Source organism: Nocardioides sp. Z38_18 (assembly GCF_058215695.1).
In genome coordinates, this window is sequence record NZ_JBZAJE010000002.1 from 181,146 (window position 1) to 196,133 (window position 14,988).

General features: G+C 71.8%; 15 protein-coding genes. 2 read left to right on the top strand and 13 right to left on the bottom strand.

The window, feature by feature from the left end:
* Positions 1-177: 177 nt before the first annotated feature.
* Genes AC4BGC_RS11995 through AC4BGC_RS12005 form a run of 3 tightly spaced genes read right to left on the bottom strand, consistent with a single transcriptional unit; the run spans position 178 to position 2,875 of the window.
* Positions 178-477, bottom strand: coding sequence for a hypothetical protein (locus tag AC4BGC_RS11995; RefSeq protein WP_490555959.1), 300 nt, complete (start codon positions 475-477; stop codon positions 178-180).
* Complete coding sequence (locus AC4BGC_RS12000; protein ID WP_490555960.1) at positions 474-2,102, bottom strand: radical SAM protein; 1,629 nt, start codon at positions 2,100-2,102, stop codon at positions 474-476. The genes AC4BGC_RS11995 and AC4BGC_RS12000 overlap by 4 nt, the downstream gene beginning before the upstream one ends.
* Positions 2,099-2,875 carry a prolipoprotein diacylglyceryl transferase gene (locus AC4BGC_RS12005; protein ID WP_490555961.1) on the bottom strand — a complete coding sequence of 259 codons (777 nt, stop codon included), beginning with the start codon at positions 2,873-2,875 and terminating at the stop codon, positions 2,099-2,101. The genes AC4BGC_RS12000 and AC4BGC_RS12005 overlap by 4 nt, the downstream gene beginning before the upstream one ends.
* 73 nt (positions 2,876-2,948) lie before the next feature.
* Between AC4BGC_RS12005 and AC4BGC_RS12010 the strand changes: the two genes are divergently transcribed.
* A complete protein-coding gene (locus tag AC4BGC_RS12010) occupies positions 2,949-4,034 on the top strand; it encodes a DNA polymerase IV (RefSeq protein WP_490555962.1) in 1,086 nt (361 codons plus the stop codon).
* A 13-nt stretch (positions 4,035-4,047) separates the two neighbouring features.
* Here AC4BGC_RS12010 and AC4BGC_RS12015 read toward each other — a convergent pair whose 3' ends face one another.
* The 5 genes from AC4BGC_RS12015 to rpsB all read right to left on the bottom strand — a co-directional run bounded on the left by AC4BGC_RS12015 (position 4,048) and on the right by rpsB (position 8,222).
* Complete coding sequence (locus AC4BGC_RS12015) at positions 4,048-4,905, bottom strand: phosphatidate cytidylyltransferase (RefSeq protein WP_490548224.1); 858 nt, start codon at positions 4,903-4,905, stop codon at positions 4,048-4,050.
* Positions 4,906-4,913: 8 nt separating this feature from the next.
* Complete coding sequence (gene frr / locus AC4BGC_RS12020; RefSeq protein ID WP_490548462.1) at positions 4,914-5,468, bottom strand: ribosome recycling factor; 555 nt, start codon at positions 5,466-5,468, stop codon at positions 4,914-4,916.
* Positions 5,469-5,506: 38 nt separating this feature from the next.
* Complete coding sequence (gene pyrH, locus AC4BGC_RS12025) at positions 5,507-6,250, bottom strand: UMP kinase (protein WP_490548223.1); 744 nt, start codon at positions 6,248-6,250, stop codon at positions 5,507-5,509.
* Positions 6,251-6,357: 107 nt separating this feature from the next.
* Positions 6,358-7,176 (bottom strand): translation elongation factor Ts, encoded by an 819-nt coding sequence (gene tsf / locus AC4BGC_RS12030; protein ID WP_490548222.1) that lies wholly within the window; start codon positions 7,174-7,176, stop codon positions 6,358-6,360.
* Positions 7,177-7,178: 2 nt separating this feature from the next.
* Positions 7,179-8,222, bottom strand: a complete 1,044-nt coding sequence (gene rpsB, locus AC4BGC_RS12035; protein ID WP_490555963.1) for a 30S ribosomal protein S2 — start codon at positions 8,220-8,222, stop codon at positions 7,179-7,181.
* 371 nt (positions 8,223-8,593) lie between these two features.
* On the opposite strand from rpsB, the gene AC4BGC_RS12040 reads away from it, so the two are divergent.
* On the top strand, positions 8,594-9,130 hold the full coding sequence (locus tag AC4BGC_RS12040; RefSeq protein WP_490555964.1) for a murein hydrolase activator EnvC family protein: 537 nt from the start codon (positions 8,594-8,596) through the stop codon (positions 9,128-9,130).
* On the opposite strand, the gene AC4BGC_RS12045 is transcribed toward AC4BGC_RS12040, so the two are convergent.
* The 5 genes from AC4BGC_RS12045 to AC4BGC_RS12065 all read right to left on the bottom strand — a co-directional run bounded on the left by AC4BGC_RS12045 (position 9,127) and on the right by AC4BGC_RS12065 (position 14,850).
* A complete protein-coding gene (locus AC4BGC_RS12045; protein ID WP_490555967.1) occupies positions 9,127-10,596 on the bottom strand; it encodes an MFS transporter in 1,470 nt (489 codons plus the stop codon). The two genes, AC4BGC_RS12040 and AC4BGC_RS12045, sit on opposite strands and share 4 nt — an antisense overlap.
* Before the next feature lie 123 nt (positions 10,597-10,719).
* Entirely contained in the window at positions 10,720-11,619 is a 900-nt protein-coding gene (locus tag AC4BGC_RS12050) for a tyrosine recombinase XerC (RefSeq protein ID WP_490548461.1), read from the bottom strand.
* A gap of 107 nt (positions 11,620-11,726) precedes the next feature.
* Positions 11,727-12,872 (bottom strand): DNA-processing protein DprA, encoded by a 1,146-nt coding sequence (gene dprA, locus AC4BGC_RS12055; protein WP_490555968.1) that lies wholly within the window; start codon positions 12,870-12,872, stop codon positions 11,727-11,729.
* Complete coding sequence (locus tag AC4BGC_RS12060) at positions 12,869-14,485, bottom strand: YifB family Mg chelatase-like AAA ATPase (protein ID WP_490555969.1); 1,617 nt, start codon at positions 14,483-14,485, stop codon at positions 12,869-12,871. The genes dprA and AC4BGC_RS12060 overlap by 4 nt, the downstream gene beginning before the upstream one ends.
* The gene (locus AC4BGC_RS12065) at positions 14,485-14,850 is read right to left on the bottom strand and encodes a YraN family protein (protein WP_490555970.1); all 366 of its coding nucleotides are present in this window, start codon (positions 14,848-14,850) and stop codon (positions 14,485-14,487) included. The genes AC4BGC_RS12060 and AC4BGC_RS12065 overlap by 1 nt, the downstream gene beginning before the upstream one ends.
* Positions 14,851-14,988 lie beyond the last annotated feature (138 nt).

The following is a 14,988-nucleotide window of genomic DNA, read 5'->3' on the forward strand; positions in this document are numbered from 1 at the left end:
GCTCCCCGGGAGGGCCGCCGTAGGGGCCGGGAGGGCCGCCGTACGGACCGGGAGGGCCTCCGTACGGTCCGGGAGGGCCTCCGTAGGGGCCCGGAGGGCCGCCGTACTGTCCGGGCGGTCCCCCGTAGGGAGGGGGCGGCTGCTGCTGCGACATCGGGTTCCTCTCGGGAAGTGGGCTCAGCGGAGCGACGAGACGATGCCACCGGCAGCGGCGAGCGCCAGGGCAGCAAGATAGAGCAGCACCAGCCGGGTGTCCCCCAACTTGCATCGCGACCGCAGCAGGCCCTCGCGTCGCGCCTTGGCATATCCCGCCACGGCGAGCAGCGAGAACCCGAGCAGCGCCCAGGGCCCGAGCAGCCAGCCCAGCAGCGCCACCGTCGCGAAGACGCAGAGCTTCAGCGGGTCGAACGGGGGTTCCGCGGCGTCGGCCGGGGGCGTGTCGAGGTGGGGTGGGCGCACCTGGCGGGGGTCGCTCACCGGCGGACCTTCGGCGTGGGCAGCACCGGGAGACCGGCCTGTTCGCGGGCGGCCGCGAGCGGCACCCCGACGGCGGTGGAGATCCGGCTCCGGGACAGCGGCGCCCAGGCCTGCACCGCGCAGAACGGTGCGCACTGGTGGTCGCCGCTGGTGCCGTTGACGGTGGCGACGTGGACGCAGCACTGGGTGAGCCGCTCCTCGATCATCGTGTTCATGTCCATGAACGGCTTCACCGTGACCCGCAGCACGCGTTCACCCAGCATCCGGCGCAGCCGCTCCTGCTGTCCCGGCAGCCTGGAGGCCGCCAGCGTCGCGAGCGTGCCGATGCCGAGGTCGCAGTTGCTGCAGATGTCGCTCCAGATGGTCGCCATCGAGGGATGCGAGAGCGAGCTCTGCTCAGAGAGCAGGTCGAGCAGCGACCCCTTGACGACCGCGCGCAGCTGAGCGGGGATCGCGTCGTCGGCGATCCGGTTGGCGAGCACGTCGGGCTCGAGGTCCAGCCACTGCTTGAGCCGGTCGGCGCCGATCAGCTCTACCAGGGACTTCCAGGTGCCGGAGTCGTCGCGCAGCAGGTAGCCCACCGAGCAGCAGTGCGGGTGCGAGCACGGCAGGGCGGTCATGTCGCGCCAGGTCACCTGGCCGGCCGTCTGCTCCTCGAACCGGGTGAGCACCCCGGTGTGGGTGAGCCGGTCCATCGGGTCCAGGCCGGCGCTGCGCCCGGACCCGAACACCGGCTGGATGGTGACGCCGCCGACGTACGGCGTGTCCAGCGCGCGCTTGATCACGAACCCGATCTCGTCGTCGTTGACCCCCAGGGTGGCGGTCATCGTCAGCGTGGTGAAGACGCCGGCCCCGGAGAGCCGCTCGATCGCCCGCTCCTTGAACCTGCGGATGTCCGCGCCGCGGTGGTGGGTGGACGCCTCGGCGGACTCCCCGTCGTACTGCAGGTAGATCTCCACCCGCTCCCGGTGACGGCGAAGCGTCGCCAGCAGCTCGTCGTCCTGGGCGATCGCCAGCCCGTTGCTGTTCACCAGCACGCGCACCACGGGGCGTTCCGCGACCGCGTCCAGCAGCTCGGTCAGCTGCGGGTAGAGCGTGGGCTCTCCCCCGCTGAGCATGAGCACGTCGATGCGGCCGTTCTCCCGCGCGATCCGCGCGTCGATCGAGGCGAGCACCTGCTCGAGCGGGACAACCGAGGCCAGCGCGGGGGCGGAGGCCGCGAAGCACGTGGGGCACTTGAGGTTGCAGTGGTCGAGCAGGTCCTGGAGCAGGATGCAGGTGTGCTGGGTCTGCATCTCGGGCAGCCCGTCGGCGTAGGCCGCAGGCACGGGGGCGAAGTTGCCGGCGAGATCGGGGGTGTGCACCTTGGTGGGAGCGGTCCACTGCTCGAGGTAGCTGAGGATCTCCGGGGACTCGTCGTACATCGTCCGGACCAGGCCGTGGGTGGAGCAGCCGCGCTCCAGCCAGATCCGGTCCTCGCGCTCGACCAGCCACCCCGAGAGCCGCTGCACCTCGGTCAGGGGCCGCAGAGGCTCCTCCTCGTGGCACAGCGGGCAGAACGCGTTCACGTAGCGGTGGATGCGATCTCCGCGCAGGGGCATCCCTGGTCCGGTGCGGGTGCTCACTGGGAAACAGGCTCCTCGGGTCGGTCACGACTGGGGGCTCCGGCACGCACGTGGAGCGCGATGCGGAGCAGGACGAACGGAACGGTGACGGCCAGGAACAGCTGCGGCCGGGTGAGCCCCTGCCAGACGACCTCGTTGCCCCGGGTGAACTCCACCAGGAAGCGGAAGACACCGTACGCCGCCACGAACCACACGAAGCTCTCCCCCGGCGGCAGGTCACGCCGCCGGAGCCAGAACCAGATCACCGCGAACGCCGCGAGATGGAAGACGATCTCGTAGACGAAGGACGGGTGCAGGGGCACGCCGGGTTCCGCACCCAGGCGGGCTCCGTCGGCCGCACCCAGGGTGATCCCCCACCCGGAGCCGGTCGGCGTCCCCGGCAGCTCGGTGAGCAGGCAGCCGACCCGTCCCACGGCCAGGCCCAGCGCGACCGCCGGGGCGAACAGGTCGCCGGTGCGCAGCTGGTAGCCGCACAGCCGCTTGGCGACGTGCACCCCCAGCCAGGCGCCGACCAGGCCGCCCAGGATGCTGCGGTTGCCGTAGGCCCACTGCTCGACCAGCGAAGCGTTCTCGCGCAGGTCGACGTGCTGCAACCAGGTGCCCAGCCGCATCAGCAAGGCACCGCCGACCAGGGCACCGGTCACCACGATCAGCAGCCGGTCGTCGGTGTGGCCGCGCCGCCGGGCCTCGAGCACGAAGACGACCACCGCGGCGAGCACACCGAGGCCCACGAAGAGCGCGTGGGTCGAAACCCCCCAAATGTCCGGCAGCACCGGGCCAGCCTTCCATGAAAGGGCACGGCTCGGCATGAGCCCGGCTACTCAAGGTGTCGGGCAGGATGTCGTCGTGGCGCAGTGGGTGCTCCATGTGGACATGGACCAGTTCATCGCGGCCGTCGAGATCCTGCGGCGGCCCGAGCTCGCCGGCCTGCCCGTGATCGTCGGCGGGCGCGGTGACCCGACCGAGCGCGCCGTCGTCTCCACCGGCTCCTACGAGGCCCGGGAGTTCGGGGTCAGGTCGGGGATGCCGTTGCGGATCGCGGCCCGCAAGTGCCCCGAGGCCGTGTTCCTGCCGGTGGACAAGGAGGCGTACGACGCCGCCTCGGCCGTGGTGATGGACACGCTGCGCGCCATCCCCGGCGCCGTGGTGGAGGTGCTCGGCTGGGACGAGGCGTTCGTGGGGATCGAGACCCCGGACACGCCGGGCGCCCCCGAGGAGGTGGCCCGGGCGCTGCAGGCCGACGTGTTCGCGGCCACGGGGCTGCACTGCTCGGTGGGGATCGGGGACACCAAGGTCCGCGCCAAGATCGCCACCGACTTCGGCAAGCCGCGGGGCAGGTTCCGGCTGACCCGGGAGAACTGGTTCGCGCACATGGGCGAGCGCCCGACCCGCGACCTGTGGGGGGTGGGCAGCCGGGTGCAGCAGCGCCTCGCGGCCCACGGGATCGAGACCGTGCGCCAGCTGGCCGAGGCGCCCGAGGAGGTGCTCGTGGCCGAGTTCGGCCCGAACACCGGCCCGCACTACGGCCGCCTGGGGCGGGGTGTCTCCAGCGCCACGGTCGACGACACCCCGTGGGTGGCCCGGGCACGCGGCCGCGAGACCACCTACCAGCAGAACCTGACCGGCCCGGAGATCCCGGAGGCGCTGCGGGCGCTGGCCGAGCAGGTGGTCGTCGACATCCGCAGCGAGGGGCGAGCCTGCGCCCGGGTGCACCTCAAGGTCAGGTTCGCGCCGTTCTTCACGGTGAACCGCAGCCGCAAGCTGGCCGAGCCCACCTTCGACGCGAGTGTGCTGGCCGGGACCGCGGTCGAGCTGTGGGAGCGGCTCGAGGACGACCGGCCGGTGCGCCTGCTGGGGCTGCGGGCCGAGATGGTCCCTCCGGAGGGTGGCTACGAGCCGCCGCGCACCCACGGGCGGCGTGGCAACCCCTGATCGCCGGCCGTGCTCAGAGCACGAGGTAGTGGAGCAGCAGCCAGATCGGCGCCACCGTCGCGAGCAGCGAGTCGAGCCGGTCCATGATCCCGCCGTGGCCGGGGATGACCTGGCTCATGTCCTTGATGCCGAGGTCGCGCTTCATCACCGACTCGCACAGGTCGCCCAGGGTGGCCATCACCACCGTGATCAGGCCCAGTGCCACCCCGACCCACCAGTCACCCTCGAGCAGGTGCACCACGACGAGGTAGCCGACGGCGACGCAGGCGATCGCCGAGCCGGCGAACCCCTCCCAGGACTTCTTCGGCGAGATCACGGGGGCCATCTGGTGCTTGCCGAACAGCACCCCGGCGGCGTACCCGCCGATGTCTGAGGCGATCGTGACCCCGATGAACGCGATCACGGCGAGCGCGCCGTTGTCCTCGGCGAGGAGCAGCACCACGAACGAGGCCAGGAAGGGGACGTAGACCAGCGTGAACACCGCGGCGCTCGCGTTCTGGACGTAGCCGTCCACCCCGCGCCGCAGCAGCCACAGCATCGTGACCAGCGCCGTGACCGCCGTGGTCGCCACCAGGGCCGGTGCCCCGAAGAGGTAGGCGACCAGGATCATCACCACGGCCCCGAGCATCAGCGGCTCCTGCGGGATGTCGATCCCGCGGGTCAGCAGCGCCTTGTGCATCTCCCAGACGGCCACGACCATGGCCACCGCCACCAGCGCCACGAACGCGAGGTTCGCGAACGCCAGCGTCAGCACCACCGCCGCGACGAGCACCACGCCGGAGGCGATCGCGACGGGGAGGTTGCGCCCGGCACTGCGCTTCTTTCCGGGCTTCTTCTCGGGGTGCACCGGGGCGGCCGGGGACTCTGTCATCTGGTCGTTCACACCTCGAGCAGCTCTGATTCCTTGTGCTTGAGCATGTCGTCGATCTGGTCGGTGTGCTTCTTGGTCGAGGCGTCCAGCTTCTTCTCGGCGCCGGTGACGTCGTCCTTGCCGACCTCGCCGTCCTTCTCCAGCTTCTCCAGCGCCTGCTTGGCGTTGCGGCGGATGTTGCGCACCGAGACCCGGCCCTCCTCGGCCTTGGACTTGGCGATCTTGATGTACTCCTTGCGGCGCTCCTCGGTGAGCTCGGGGAACACGCACCGGATCAGCTTGCCGTCGTTGGAGGGGTTCACGCCGAGGTCGGAGTCGCGGATCGCGCGCTCGATGGCGCCCAGCGAGCCGATGTCGTAGGGCTGCACCAGGATGATCCGGGACTCGGGGGCGGTGAAGCCGGCGAGCTGCTGGATCGGCGTGGGCGTGCCGTAGTAGTCAACGGTCAGCTTGGAGAACATCGAGGGGTTGGCGCGGCCCGCACGGATCGCGGAGAACTCCTCTCGCGTGACCTCGACGGCCTTGGCCATCTTCTGGTCGGCGTCCTTCAGGGTGTCGTTGATCAACGCATCTCTCCTGTTGCTGGGCCTGGTTGCTGCGACTAGTTGTGGTGCTCGGACGTGCGGGCGGCGTCGCCGGTGCTCACGAGAGTGCCGATCTTCTCACCCTGGACCACCTTGAGGATGTTCCCCTCGGGGTGCATCCCGAAAACGACCATCGGCAGGTGGTTCTCCATGCAGAGCGCGAACGCGGTGGCGTCGGCGACCTGCAGTCCCTGCTGGAGCGCCTCGGTGAAGGTGAGCTCGTCGTACTTCATCGCGTCGGGGTTGGTCCGCGGGTCGGCGTTGTAGACGCCGTCCACTCCGTTCTTGCCCATCAGCACGACCTCGCACTTGGTCTCCAGCGCGCGCTGGGCGGCGACGGTGTCGGTGGAGAAGTACGGCATCCCGGCGCCTGCGCCGAAGATGACCACCCGGCCCTTCTCGAGGTGGCGGATCGCCCGGCGTGGGATGTAGGGCTCGGCGACCTGGCCCATCGTGATCGCGGTCTGCACGCGCGTCTCGATGCCCTCCTTCTCCAGGAAGTCCTGGAGAGCGAGGCAGTTCATCACGATGCCGAGCATGCCCATGTAGTCGGCGCGCGCCCGGTCCATGCCGCGCTGCTGGAGCTCGGCGCCGCGGAAGAAGTTGCCGCCGCCGGTGACGATGGCGACCTCGACGCCCGACCGCACGACCTCTGCGATCTCGCGGGCGATCTTCTGCACGACGTCGGGGTCGACGCCCACCCGTCCACCGCCGAAGACCTCGCCCGACAGCTTGAGCAGGACTCTCTTGTAGCCGCTCATCCGACCCTCCAGGTAGTTGATGGCCGAAGGCCGGCCCGATGCCTGCAGTGTGCGTGCATCGAACCGGCCTCCAACGTGTACTGAGCCGCCAACAGGTGACGGATGGATCAGGCTCCGACCTCGAAGCGTGCGAATCGCTTGACCTGCACGCCGGCGGCGTCCAGGACTGCCTTGACCGACTTCTTGCTGTCGGTCACCGACGGCTGGTCGAGGAGCACGACCTCCTTGTAGAAGCCGTTCAGCCGCCCCTCGGTGATCTTGGCGATCGCCTGCTCGGGCTTGCCCTCCTCGCGCGAGGTGGCCTCGGCGATGGAACGCTCCCGCTCGACCACGTCGCTGGGCACCTCGTCACGCGTGAGGTACTTCGGACGCATCGCTGCGACCTGCATGGCGGCGCCGCGGGCGGCCTCCTCGTCGGAGCCGTCGTACTCCACCAGCACACCCACGGCGGGGGGCAGGTCGGAGGCGCGACGGTGCATGTAGGACACGACGGGACCGTCGAAGACGGCCACGCGGCCGAGCTCGATCTTCTCGCCGATCCGGACCGCGAGCTCCTTGACGATCTCCTCGACGGTCTTGTCGCCGATCTTGACCGCCTTGAGGGCGTCGGCGTCGGCCGAGGAGTCCAGCGCCCCGGCCGCAGCGTCAGCGATCTGCTGGGCAGTGCTGATGAAGTCCTCGCCCTTGGCGACGAAGTCCGTCTCGCAGTTGAGCTCGACGAGCACGTTGCCGGAGGTGGCCACCAGGCCGGCCGAGGCGGTGCGCTCGGCGCCGCGCTCGGCAGCCTTCTTGCCCAGCTTGATGCGGAGCAGTTCGGTGGCCTTCTCGAAGTCGCCGTCGGCTTCCTCGAGGGCCTTCTTGCAGTCCATCATGCCGGCGCCGGTGTGGTCCCGGAGCCTCTTGACGTCAGCGGCGGAGATCGCCACGTTCAGTCCTCCTTCGTCGTAGCGGTGCCCTCGGCGGGGAGCGCCTCGGACGGCTCCTCCACTGCGGTGACGGCAGGCGTCACGGCAGCGACGGGCGCGTCGGGCTCCTGCGCCGCAGGTGCCTCGGTGGACTCGGGGGCAGCCTCGGCCTTGGGGGCCTCGGCGGCCTCCTTGGCAGCTGCGCCCTCGACGGAGGCCCCGGTCGCCTCGGCGGCGGGGGTGTCCTCGGTCTTGGTGTCGCCACCGGTGGCGGCGACGGCAGCCTTGTCGGCCTCGCCCTGGAGCAGGTCGCGCTCCCAGTCGGCCAGCGGCTCGTCGGTGCCGATGCCCTTGGCGTCACCGTCGGTCTTGGCACCCGAGCGGGCGATCAGGCCGTCGGCGACGGCGTCGGCGATCACGCGGGTCAGCAGGCCGACCGCACGGATGGCGTCGTCGTTGCCCGGGATCGGGTAGTCGACGAGGTCGGGGTCGCAGTTGGAGTCGAGGATCGCGATGATCGGGATCTTCAGCTTGCGAGCCTCCTCGACCGCGAGGTGCTCCTTGTTGGTGTCCACGATCCACACGGCCGAGGGCGTGCGGGTCATGTCGCGGATGCCGCCCAGCGTCCGGTCGAGCTTGATCTGCTCGCGGCGCATGAAGAGCAGTTCCTTCTTCGTGCGGCTGGACCCGGCCACGTCGTCGAAGTCGACGTCGTCGAGCTCCTTGAGGCGGTTGATCCGCTGGTGCACGGTCTGGAAGTTGGTGAGCATGCCGCCGAGCCAACGCTGGTTGACGTAGGGCATCCCGACGCGGGTCGCCTGCTCGGCGATCGCCTCCTGGGCCTGCTTCTTGGTGCCCACGAACATGATCGTGCCGCCCTTGGCCACGGTGTCCTTGATGAACGCGTAGCTGGTGTCGATGTAGGACAGCGACTGCTGCAGGTCGATGATGTAGATGCCGTTGCGCTCGGTCATGATGAAGCGCTTCATCTTGGGGTTCCAGCGACGGGTCTGGTGCCCGAAGTGGACGCCGCTCTCGAGGAGCTGGCGCATGGTGACGACTGCCATGGGGATTCTTTCCTGTTGTGTCGGAGCACGCTGGCGCGCACCGACTGGTTTTCAGTTCGGTTGCAGGACGTCCCCGGTGTCGCTGGGGATCCTGCCCTGACGTTCGTGCGGGGCCCGACCCTGTTGCCAGGGACTGAGAGCCCTCGCCCGTGTGACCCCGTCCTGCCAGGATCTGCAGGACGGCACGGATACGAGCGTGCGAAGTCAACCCACACGGGTTGCTGGCATCACTCTATCGGTGCCCGGTGGGGATGTCGAAACGAGGACCGGCCCGGCCGGCTGGCCCGCACACCCCCGGCGAAGCCCTCCCCCGTCCACAGGCGCTCGGGTCGGACACCGGGCTCGTGGCCGCCCCGCGGCACGCTCCCACCATGAGCCTGCTCCCCTCCCTCGTCCTCACTGTCACGACCCTGTTGCTCCCCCTGCCCCTGCCCGTCCTGCCCCTGACCGTCCAGGCCGGGCCCGCTCCCGTGCGGGACGGCGCCTGGCCGCTCTCCCCCAGACCACCGGTGGCGGAGGGATTCGACCCGCCGGACCGGCCCTGGGGGGCGGGTCACCGCGGCGTGGACCTGCGTGGGCACGCCGGCCAGCCGGTGCACTCCTCCCTGGGCGGCACGGTGACGTTTGCGGCGACGATCGCCGGCCGAGGCGTGGTCGTCCTCGACCACGGCGGCGTCCGCACCACCTACGAGCCGGTGACCGCCGGCGTCCGGGTCGGCGACACCGTCGGTCGAGGCGGCGTCCTCGGCACCCTGCAGCGCGCCTCGAGCCACTGCTTCCCCCGGGTGTGCCTGCACTGGGGGCTGCGTCGCGGTGCGACCTACCTCGACCCGCTGACCCTGGTCGGGGCCGGACCCGTGCGGCTGCTGCCGCTCACCGGCGCAGGCCCGCTCGATCCGCCCGGCTAGTGGGCCTTGGCGGCCGCAGCCTTGGCGGCCTCGGCGGCCCGACGGGAGAGCGGGATCGCGGCGGTGATCGCCACGCCGACGAACGCAGCCGCCGCACCGACGATGAAGCACAGTCGGAAGGCCGACTCGGTGGGGATCTCGAAGCCGCCGAGGCTCTTGGTGGACCCGGTCAGGATCATCGCCATCACGGCCGCCGCGATCGTGGTGCCCATCGAGCGCATCAGCCCGTTGATGCCCACGGCGGAGGCGGCCTCGCGCATCGGGACCGCGGCGAGGATCAGGGTCGGCATCGCGGCGTACCCGATCCCGACACCGGCGGAGGCGATGCAGGAGGCGATCAGCAGCTCCCAGGGAGTGTGCATCAAGAAGGCGGCCACGACGTAGCCCGAGCCGAGCACGCCCGCACCCAGCATCAGGGTCCGCTTGGCGCCGACCCGTTGCATCAGGCCGCTGGAGACGGGGGCGAAGACCAGCATCATCAGCCCGCCCGGCGCCATCCACAGGCCCGCCTGCAGGATGGTCTGGCCGAGGCCGAAGCCGGTGGCCTCGGGCAGCTGCAGGAGCTGGGGCACCACGATCGCCTGGGCCATCATCCCGAAGCCGATGGCGACCGCGGCCAGGTTGGTCAGCAGCACCGCCGGCTGAGCCGTGACCCGGAGGTCGCACAGCGGCTCCTCGACGCGGAGCTCGTACCAGCCCCACACCAGCAGGACCACCACCCCGCCGACGAGCAGGCCGAGCGTGCGCGGCTGGTCCCAGCCCCAGGCGTTGCCCTTGGTGATGGCGATCAGGGTGGAGACCAGGCCGACGGTCAGGCCCAGCGCGCCGACGACGTCGAGGGTGCCCCCGTTCGCGTCCTCGACGTGCGGCACCACGGTCGCCACGGCGATCGTCACCACCAGCGCCAGCCCGGCCGAGAGCCAGAACAGCGCGTGCCAGCTGAAGTCCTGGGCCACCCAGGCCGACAGCGGCAGGCCGATGGCCCCACCGACGCCCAGCGTGGCGCTCATCGAGGCGATCGCCGTGCCGGTCATCCGCGGTGGCGTGACCTCCCGCATCAGGCTGATGCCGACCGGGATGAACCCCATCGAGAGGCCCTGCAGCGTGCGCCCGACCAGCATCGGGGTGAGCGAGTCGGCCATCGCGCACACCAGGGAGCCGACCATCAAGATGGCCGCGCTGACCAGGAGCACCCGCTGCTTGCCGAGCATGTCGGCCAGCCGGCCCGCGATCGGCATCGTCACCGCCGCAGCCAGCAGGGTCGCCGTGATCACCCAGGACGCGTTCGCCGGAGAGGTCGACAGCAGCTGCGGCAGCTGCGACTGGATCGGGATGACCAGGGTCTGCGTCAGGGACGCGCTCAGCCCACCGAAGCACAGCACGACGACCGTGACCATGGCCTTGGTCGGTGCGGGGACCGGGTCGGACCCGGTGGGTCGCGCGGCGGTGGCGGGGTCGGTGGACATGCGTTCCTTCACTCAGCTGTCGTGGGAGCGCGCCGGCGGCACCAAACGCTTGCGGAAGTCAACTATGCGACGCGGGGTGCGTCAATAAGCGTCCCGCGAGAGCGGCTGTGACCTGTCGCACTCTCAGGCCCGGGGATGCGCCAGCCGGTAGGCCTGACGCAGGCGGTCGGTGGTCACGTGCGTGTAGATCTGGGTCGTGGACAGGGAGGCGTGCCCGAGCATCTCCTGCACCGTACGCAGGTCCGCCCCGCCCTCCAGCAGGTGCGTCGCGGCGGTGTGGCGCAGCCCGTGGGGGCCCATGTCGGGGGCGTCGGGCACCTCGGCCAGCCGGGCGTGCACCAGGGTCCGGACCGCCCGGGGGTCGATCCGGCCTCCTCTGGCGCCGAGGAACATCGCGGCGCCGGCGCCGGGGCGGAACAGCTCGGGTCGGCCGGTCTCGAGCCACAGGCCGAGGGCCCGGTCCGCCGGCACGCCGTACGGCACGGTGCGCTCCTTGCGCCCCTTGCCCAGGACCCGGACGACGCGGCGGCTGCGGTCGACGTCGTCGACGTCGAGGCCGCACAGCTCCCCCACCCGGATGCCGGTGGCGTAGAGCAGCTCGAGGATCGCGACGTCGCGGCGTCCCACCGCGCTGCCGTCGTCGGCACGGGCCGCCGCAGCCTCGAGCAGCTGGCGCGCCTCGGCTGCGTTCAGTGCAGGAGGCAGCGGCTTGTGCGCCTTGGGGCTGCCCAGGGAGGCCCCCGGATCGGTCTCCGCACGGCCGGTGCGCTGCGCCCACGCGGTGAACACCCGGACCGCGGTGGCCCGCCGGGCCATCGTGGTCCGCGCCTTGCCCAGGGTCTGCTGCTTGGCCAGCCAGCTGCGCAGCGTCCGCAGGTCCAGCGTGCCCAGGTCGGTGTGGCCCAGAGCCGCCGCGTGCTCGAGCATGCCCTGCACGTCACCGACGTAGGCCCGCACGGTGTGCGCGGAGAGGTCCCGTTCCGAGGCGAGGTGCCGCTCGTAGGCACCCAGGGCAACGGCCATCGGCTCCGGCAGCTCCTGGGGGTCCTCCACGAGCTCACCCTACGAAGCCCGGGACCGGCTGCTGCGCAGGCGCGACCGGACCAGGTCTGCCCAGGTCACTGTCGGGCTCAGGCGGAGGGCGCCTCGGCGGCGATCCGCCACCGCCCGAGCGAGTGCTCGACCAGGCCGGCCCGGTGCAGCGCGACGAGGGCCTCCTTGGTGCGCCCGTGGGCGATGCCTGCTGTCCGGGCGATCGCGCCCGAGTCGACCGCCTGCACCAGGGGCACCGCGTCGAGGACCTGTCGCTCGCGCGCCGGCAGCCGGTCGCGTGCGTGCTCGGGCTCGCGTGGGTCAGTCAGCGTGTGGCTGCCCACCGGTCCCACCGCCTCGAGCACCTCCTCCCCCGAGGTGACCAGGAGTGCGTCCCTGGCCCGGATCAGCTGGTGGACGCCCGCAGAGGGTGCGCTGGTCACCGGCCCGGGCACCCCCATCACGGTGCGCCCGAGCCCGGCTGCCCAGCTCGCGGTGTTCAGGGCTCCGCTGCGCACGGCCGCCTCGACCACGACGGTTCCCCGGGCCAGCGCCGCGATCACCCGGTTGCGGGCCAGGAACCGGATCCTGGTGGGCGCGCACCCGGGCGGCGCCTCGGAGACGACCAGGCCGACGTCGGCGATGTAGTCGATCAGGTTGCGGTGCGCGACCGGGTAGGCACGGTCGACCCCGCAGGCCAGCACCGCCACGGTCGCACCCCGGGCCGCCAGCGCGCCGCGGTGGGCGGCCTGGTCGATCCCGAAGGCGGCGCCGGAGACGACCGTCCAGGACTCTCCCGCCAGGGTCGCGGCGATGTCACCGGCCACGTCGCCGCCGTAGCTGGTCGCCGACCGGGAGCCCACCACCGCCACCGCCTGCCCGGTGACCTCACTCAGACGGAGCGGGCCGCGGCACCACAGGCCCACGGGCACGCCGCCGCGCTCGTGCAGGTGCGGGGCGAGCGCGAGGCCCTCCACCGCCTCGGGCCACTCCGCGTCCAGCGGTACGACGAACCTGATCCCCCGCGAGGCGGCACGCTCGAGCTCTCTCAGCGGGTCGACCGACGCGAGCCGCTCGGCGAGGTCGGCGCCGAGCTGCTGGTCGGCCGCCTGCGTCTGCAGGCCGGTGAGCACCGTGCGCGCCCCCAGCTCGTGCACGAGGTCGGTCAGCCGGGGATCGCCCGGCTCCCCGATCCGCGACAGCACCACCCGGGCCAGCCGCTCCTCCTCGTCGCTCCCGGTCATGCCGACTCCCCCGTCGAGTCGACCGGGTGCCGCGTCGGCAGGCTGCTCAGCAGCAGCGGGTCCGCCGAGCGCAGTCGCAGGGCGACGTCGAGCTCCTCGACCCCGGGCCGCTCGACCCCGGCCAGGTCGGCCACCGACCACGCGACCCGGTGCACCCGCACGGCGCCGCGACGGGTCAGCCGGCCGGCGTACACCTCGGCGTCGAGGCGCAGCTTGGCCGCATCGGTCACCGGCCACTGCTCGCGCAGCACCGGTCCCGGGGCCTGGGAGTTCAGCCGCCACGACTGGCCGGCGTAGCGCAGGCTCTGGCGCTCCCGCGCGAGCGTGACCCGGCTCCGGATCGCCGCGCTGGGCTCGGGCACCTCGAAGGGCAGCGGCGCGACCCGCTCGTGCCTCACCGGCTCGACGAAGCGGGTGATGTCGACCCGGTCGGCGATCGGACCCGAGATCTTGCGGCGGTACTCCCGGCGCTGGAGCTCGGTGCACGTGCAACGGTGGTCGCGGGAGTAGGGGTGGTACTCGCCGCACCGGCACGGATTGCACGCGAACACGAACATCGCCCGCGCCGGGTAGGTGGCGTCCTCCTCGCCGCGGGAGATCGAGATCTCGCCGGACTCCAGCGGCTCGCGCAGGGCCTCGACCACGTCGGTGGGGAACAGCGGGAACTCGTCGAGGAAGAGCACCCCGAGGTGGGCCTTGCTCACCTCCCCCGGCCGCACCCGGCCACTGCCGCCGCCGAGGATGCCCGTGCGGGAGGCGGAGTGGTGCGGCGCGCGGAACGGAGGCCGCACGATGCCCGACGCTCCGGCCGGAAGCGTGCCGCACAGCGAGTGCACCGCCATCAGCTCGAGCGACTCGTCCTCGTCGAGGTCGGGCAGCAGCCCGGGGAGTCGCTCGGCGAGGGTGGTCTTGCCCGACCCCTTCGGCCCGGTGAGCATCAGGTGGTGCCCACCGGCGGCCGCGACCTCGAGTGCGTAGCGGGTGTCGGCCATGCCCAGGACGTCTGACATGTCGAGGTCCTCGAGGCGCTCCTCGCCGCGCCAGCTGAGCAGCGGCGCCCCTGAGAGCGCCTCCACCTCGGGCGCTTCCGGCGGCTCCTTCCCCATGAGCAGGGCCACCACCTGCGCCAGGGACCGGATCCCGAAGACGCGAACTCCCGGCACCATCGACGCCTCCCCGAGCTGCGGTTCGGGGACATAGACGGTCTCGATCCCCCGGGCAGCCGCCGCCATCGTCATCGGCAGGACGCCCGGCACGCACCGGATCCGGCCGTCCAGGGTGAGCTCACCGATCATCGCCGCGCCGCGCAGGGACTCCTTGGGGAAGTTCGGGTCCGCGGCGGCCAGCACCGCCACCGCGATCGCCAGGTCGAAGTGCGGGCCGCGCTTGGGCAGGTCAGCCGGGGACAGCAGGATCGTGGTGCGCCGCGTGTTGGGCCAGACGAACCGGCTGTTGTTCACCGCAGCCCGGCAGCGGTCGCGCGCCTCGGTGATGGAGGTGTCCGGACGACCCACGAGGGCGGTGCCGACGAGGCCGTCAGAGAGGTCGACCTGCACGTCGACGACGTGGCCGACGGCGCCGTGCAGCGAGACGGTGTGCGTGGTGGCGACCATCAGCCCACACCTCGCACGTGCTCGAAGTCGGCAGCGCCGCGTTCGGCGAGCAGCACCCCGACGAGGTCGATCCGGATCTCCGGCGGGTGGACGTCGTGCTCCTCGAGCCAACGGGCGGCGAGGCGACGCAGCCGGGCGCCCTTGACGGGTGTCACCGCCTCCAGCGGGTGGCCGTATGCCGTGGAGCTGCGCGTCTTGACCTCACAGAACACCAGGACGTCGCCGTCGCGGAGCACGAGGTCGACCTCGCCCAGGTCGCACCGCCAGTTGCGGTCGACGAGGACCATCCCCTGCTCGACCAGGCGCCGTGCGGCCACCCGTTCGCCGTACGACCCGAGACTGGTGTTGCGTGCGCCGCTGCTCATGGCGCCACCCCACCGGGTCCCGGGCCTCGGTGCGCTGCCGCCGGCGGATCCTGTGGACGAGGGGGTGCTGTGCGGGGCCTGTGCACGTCAGCCGGCCGGCGCTGCGATCCCGCTCCGCCGCGCGGAACCCCAAGCCAG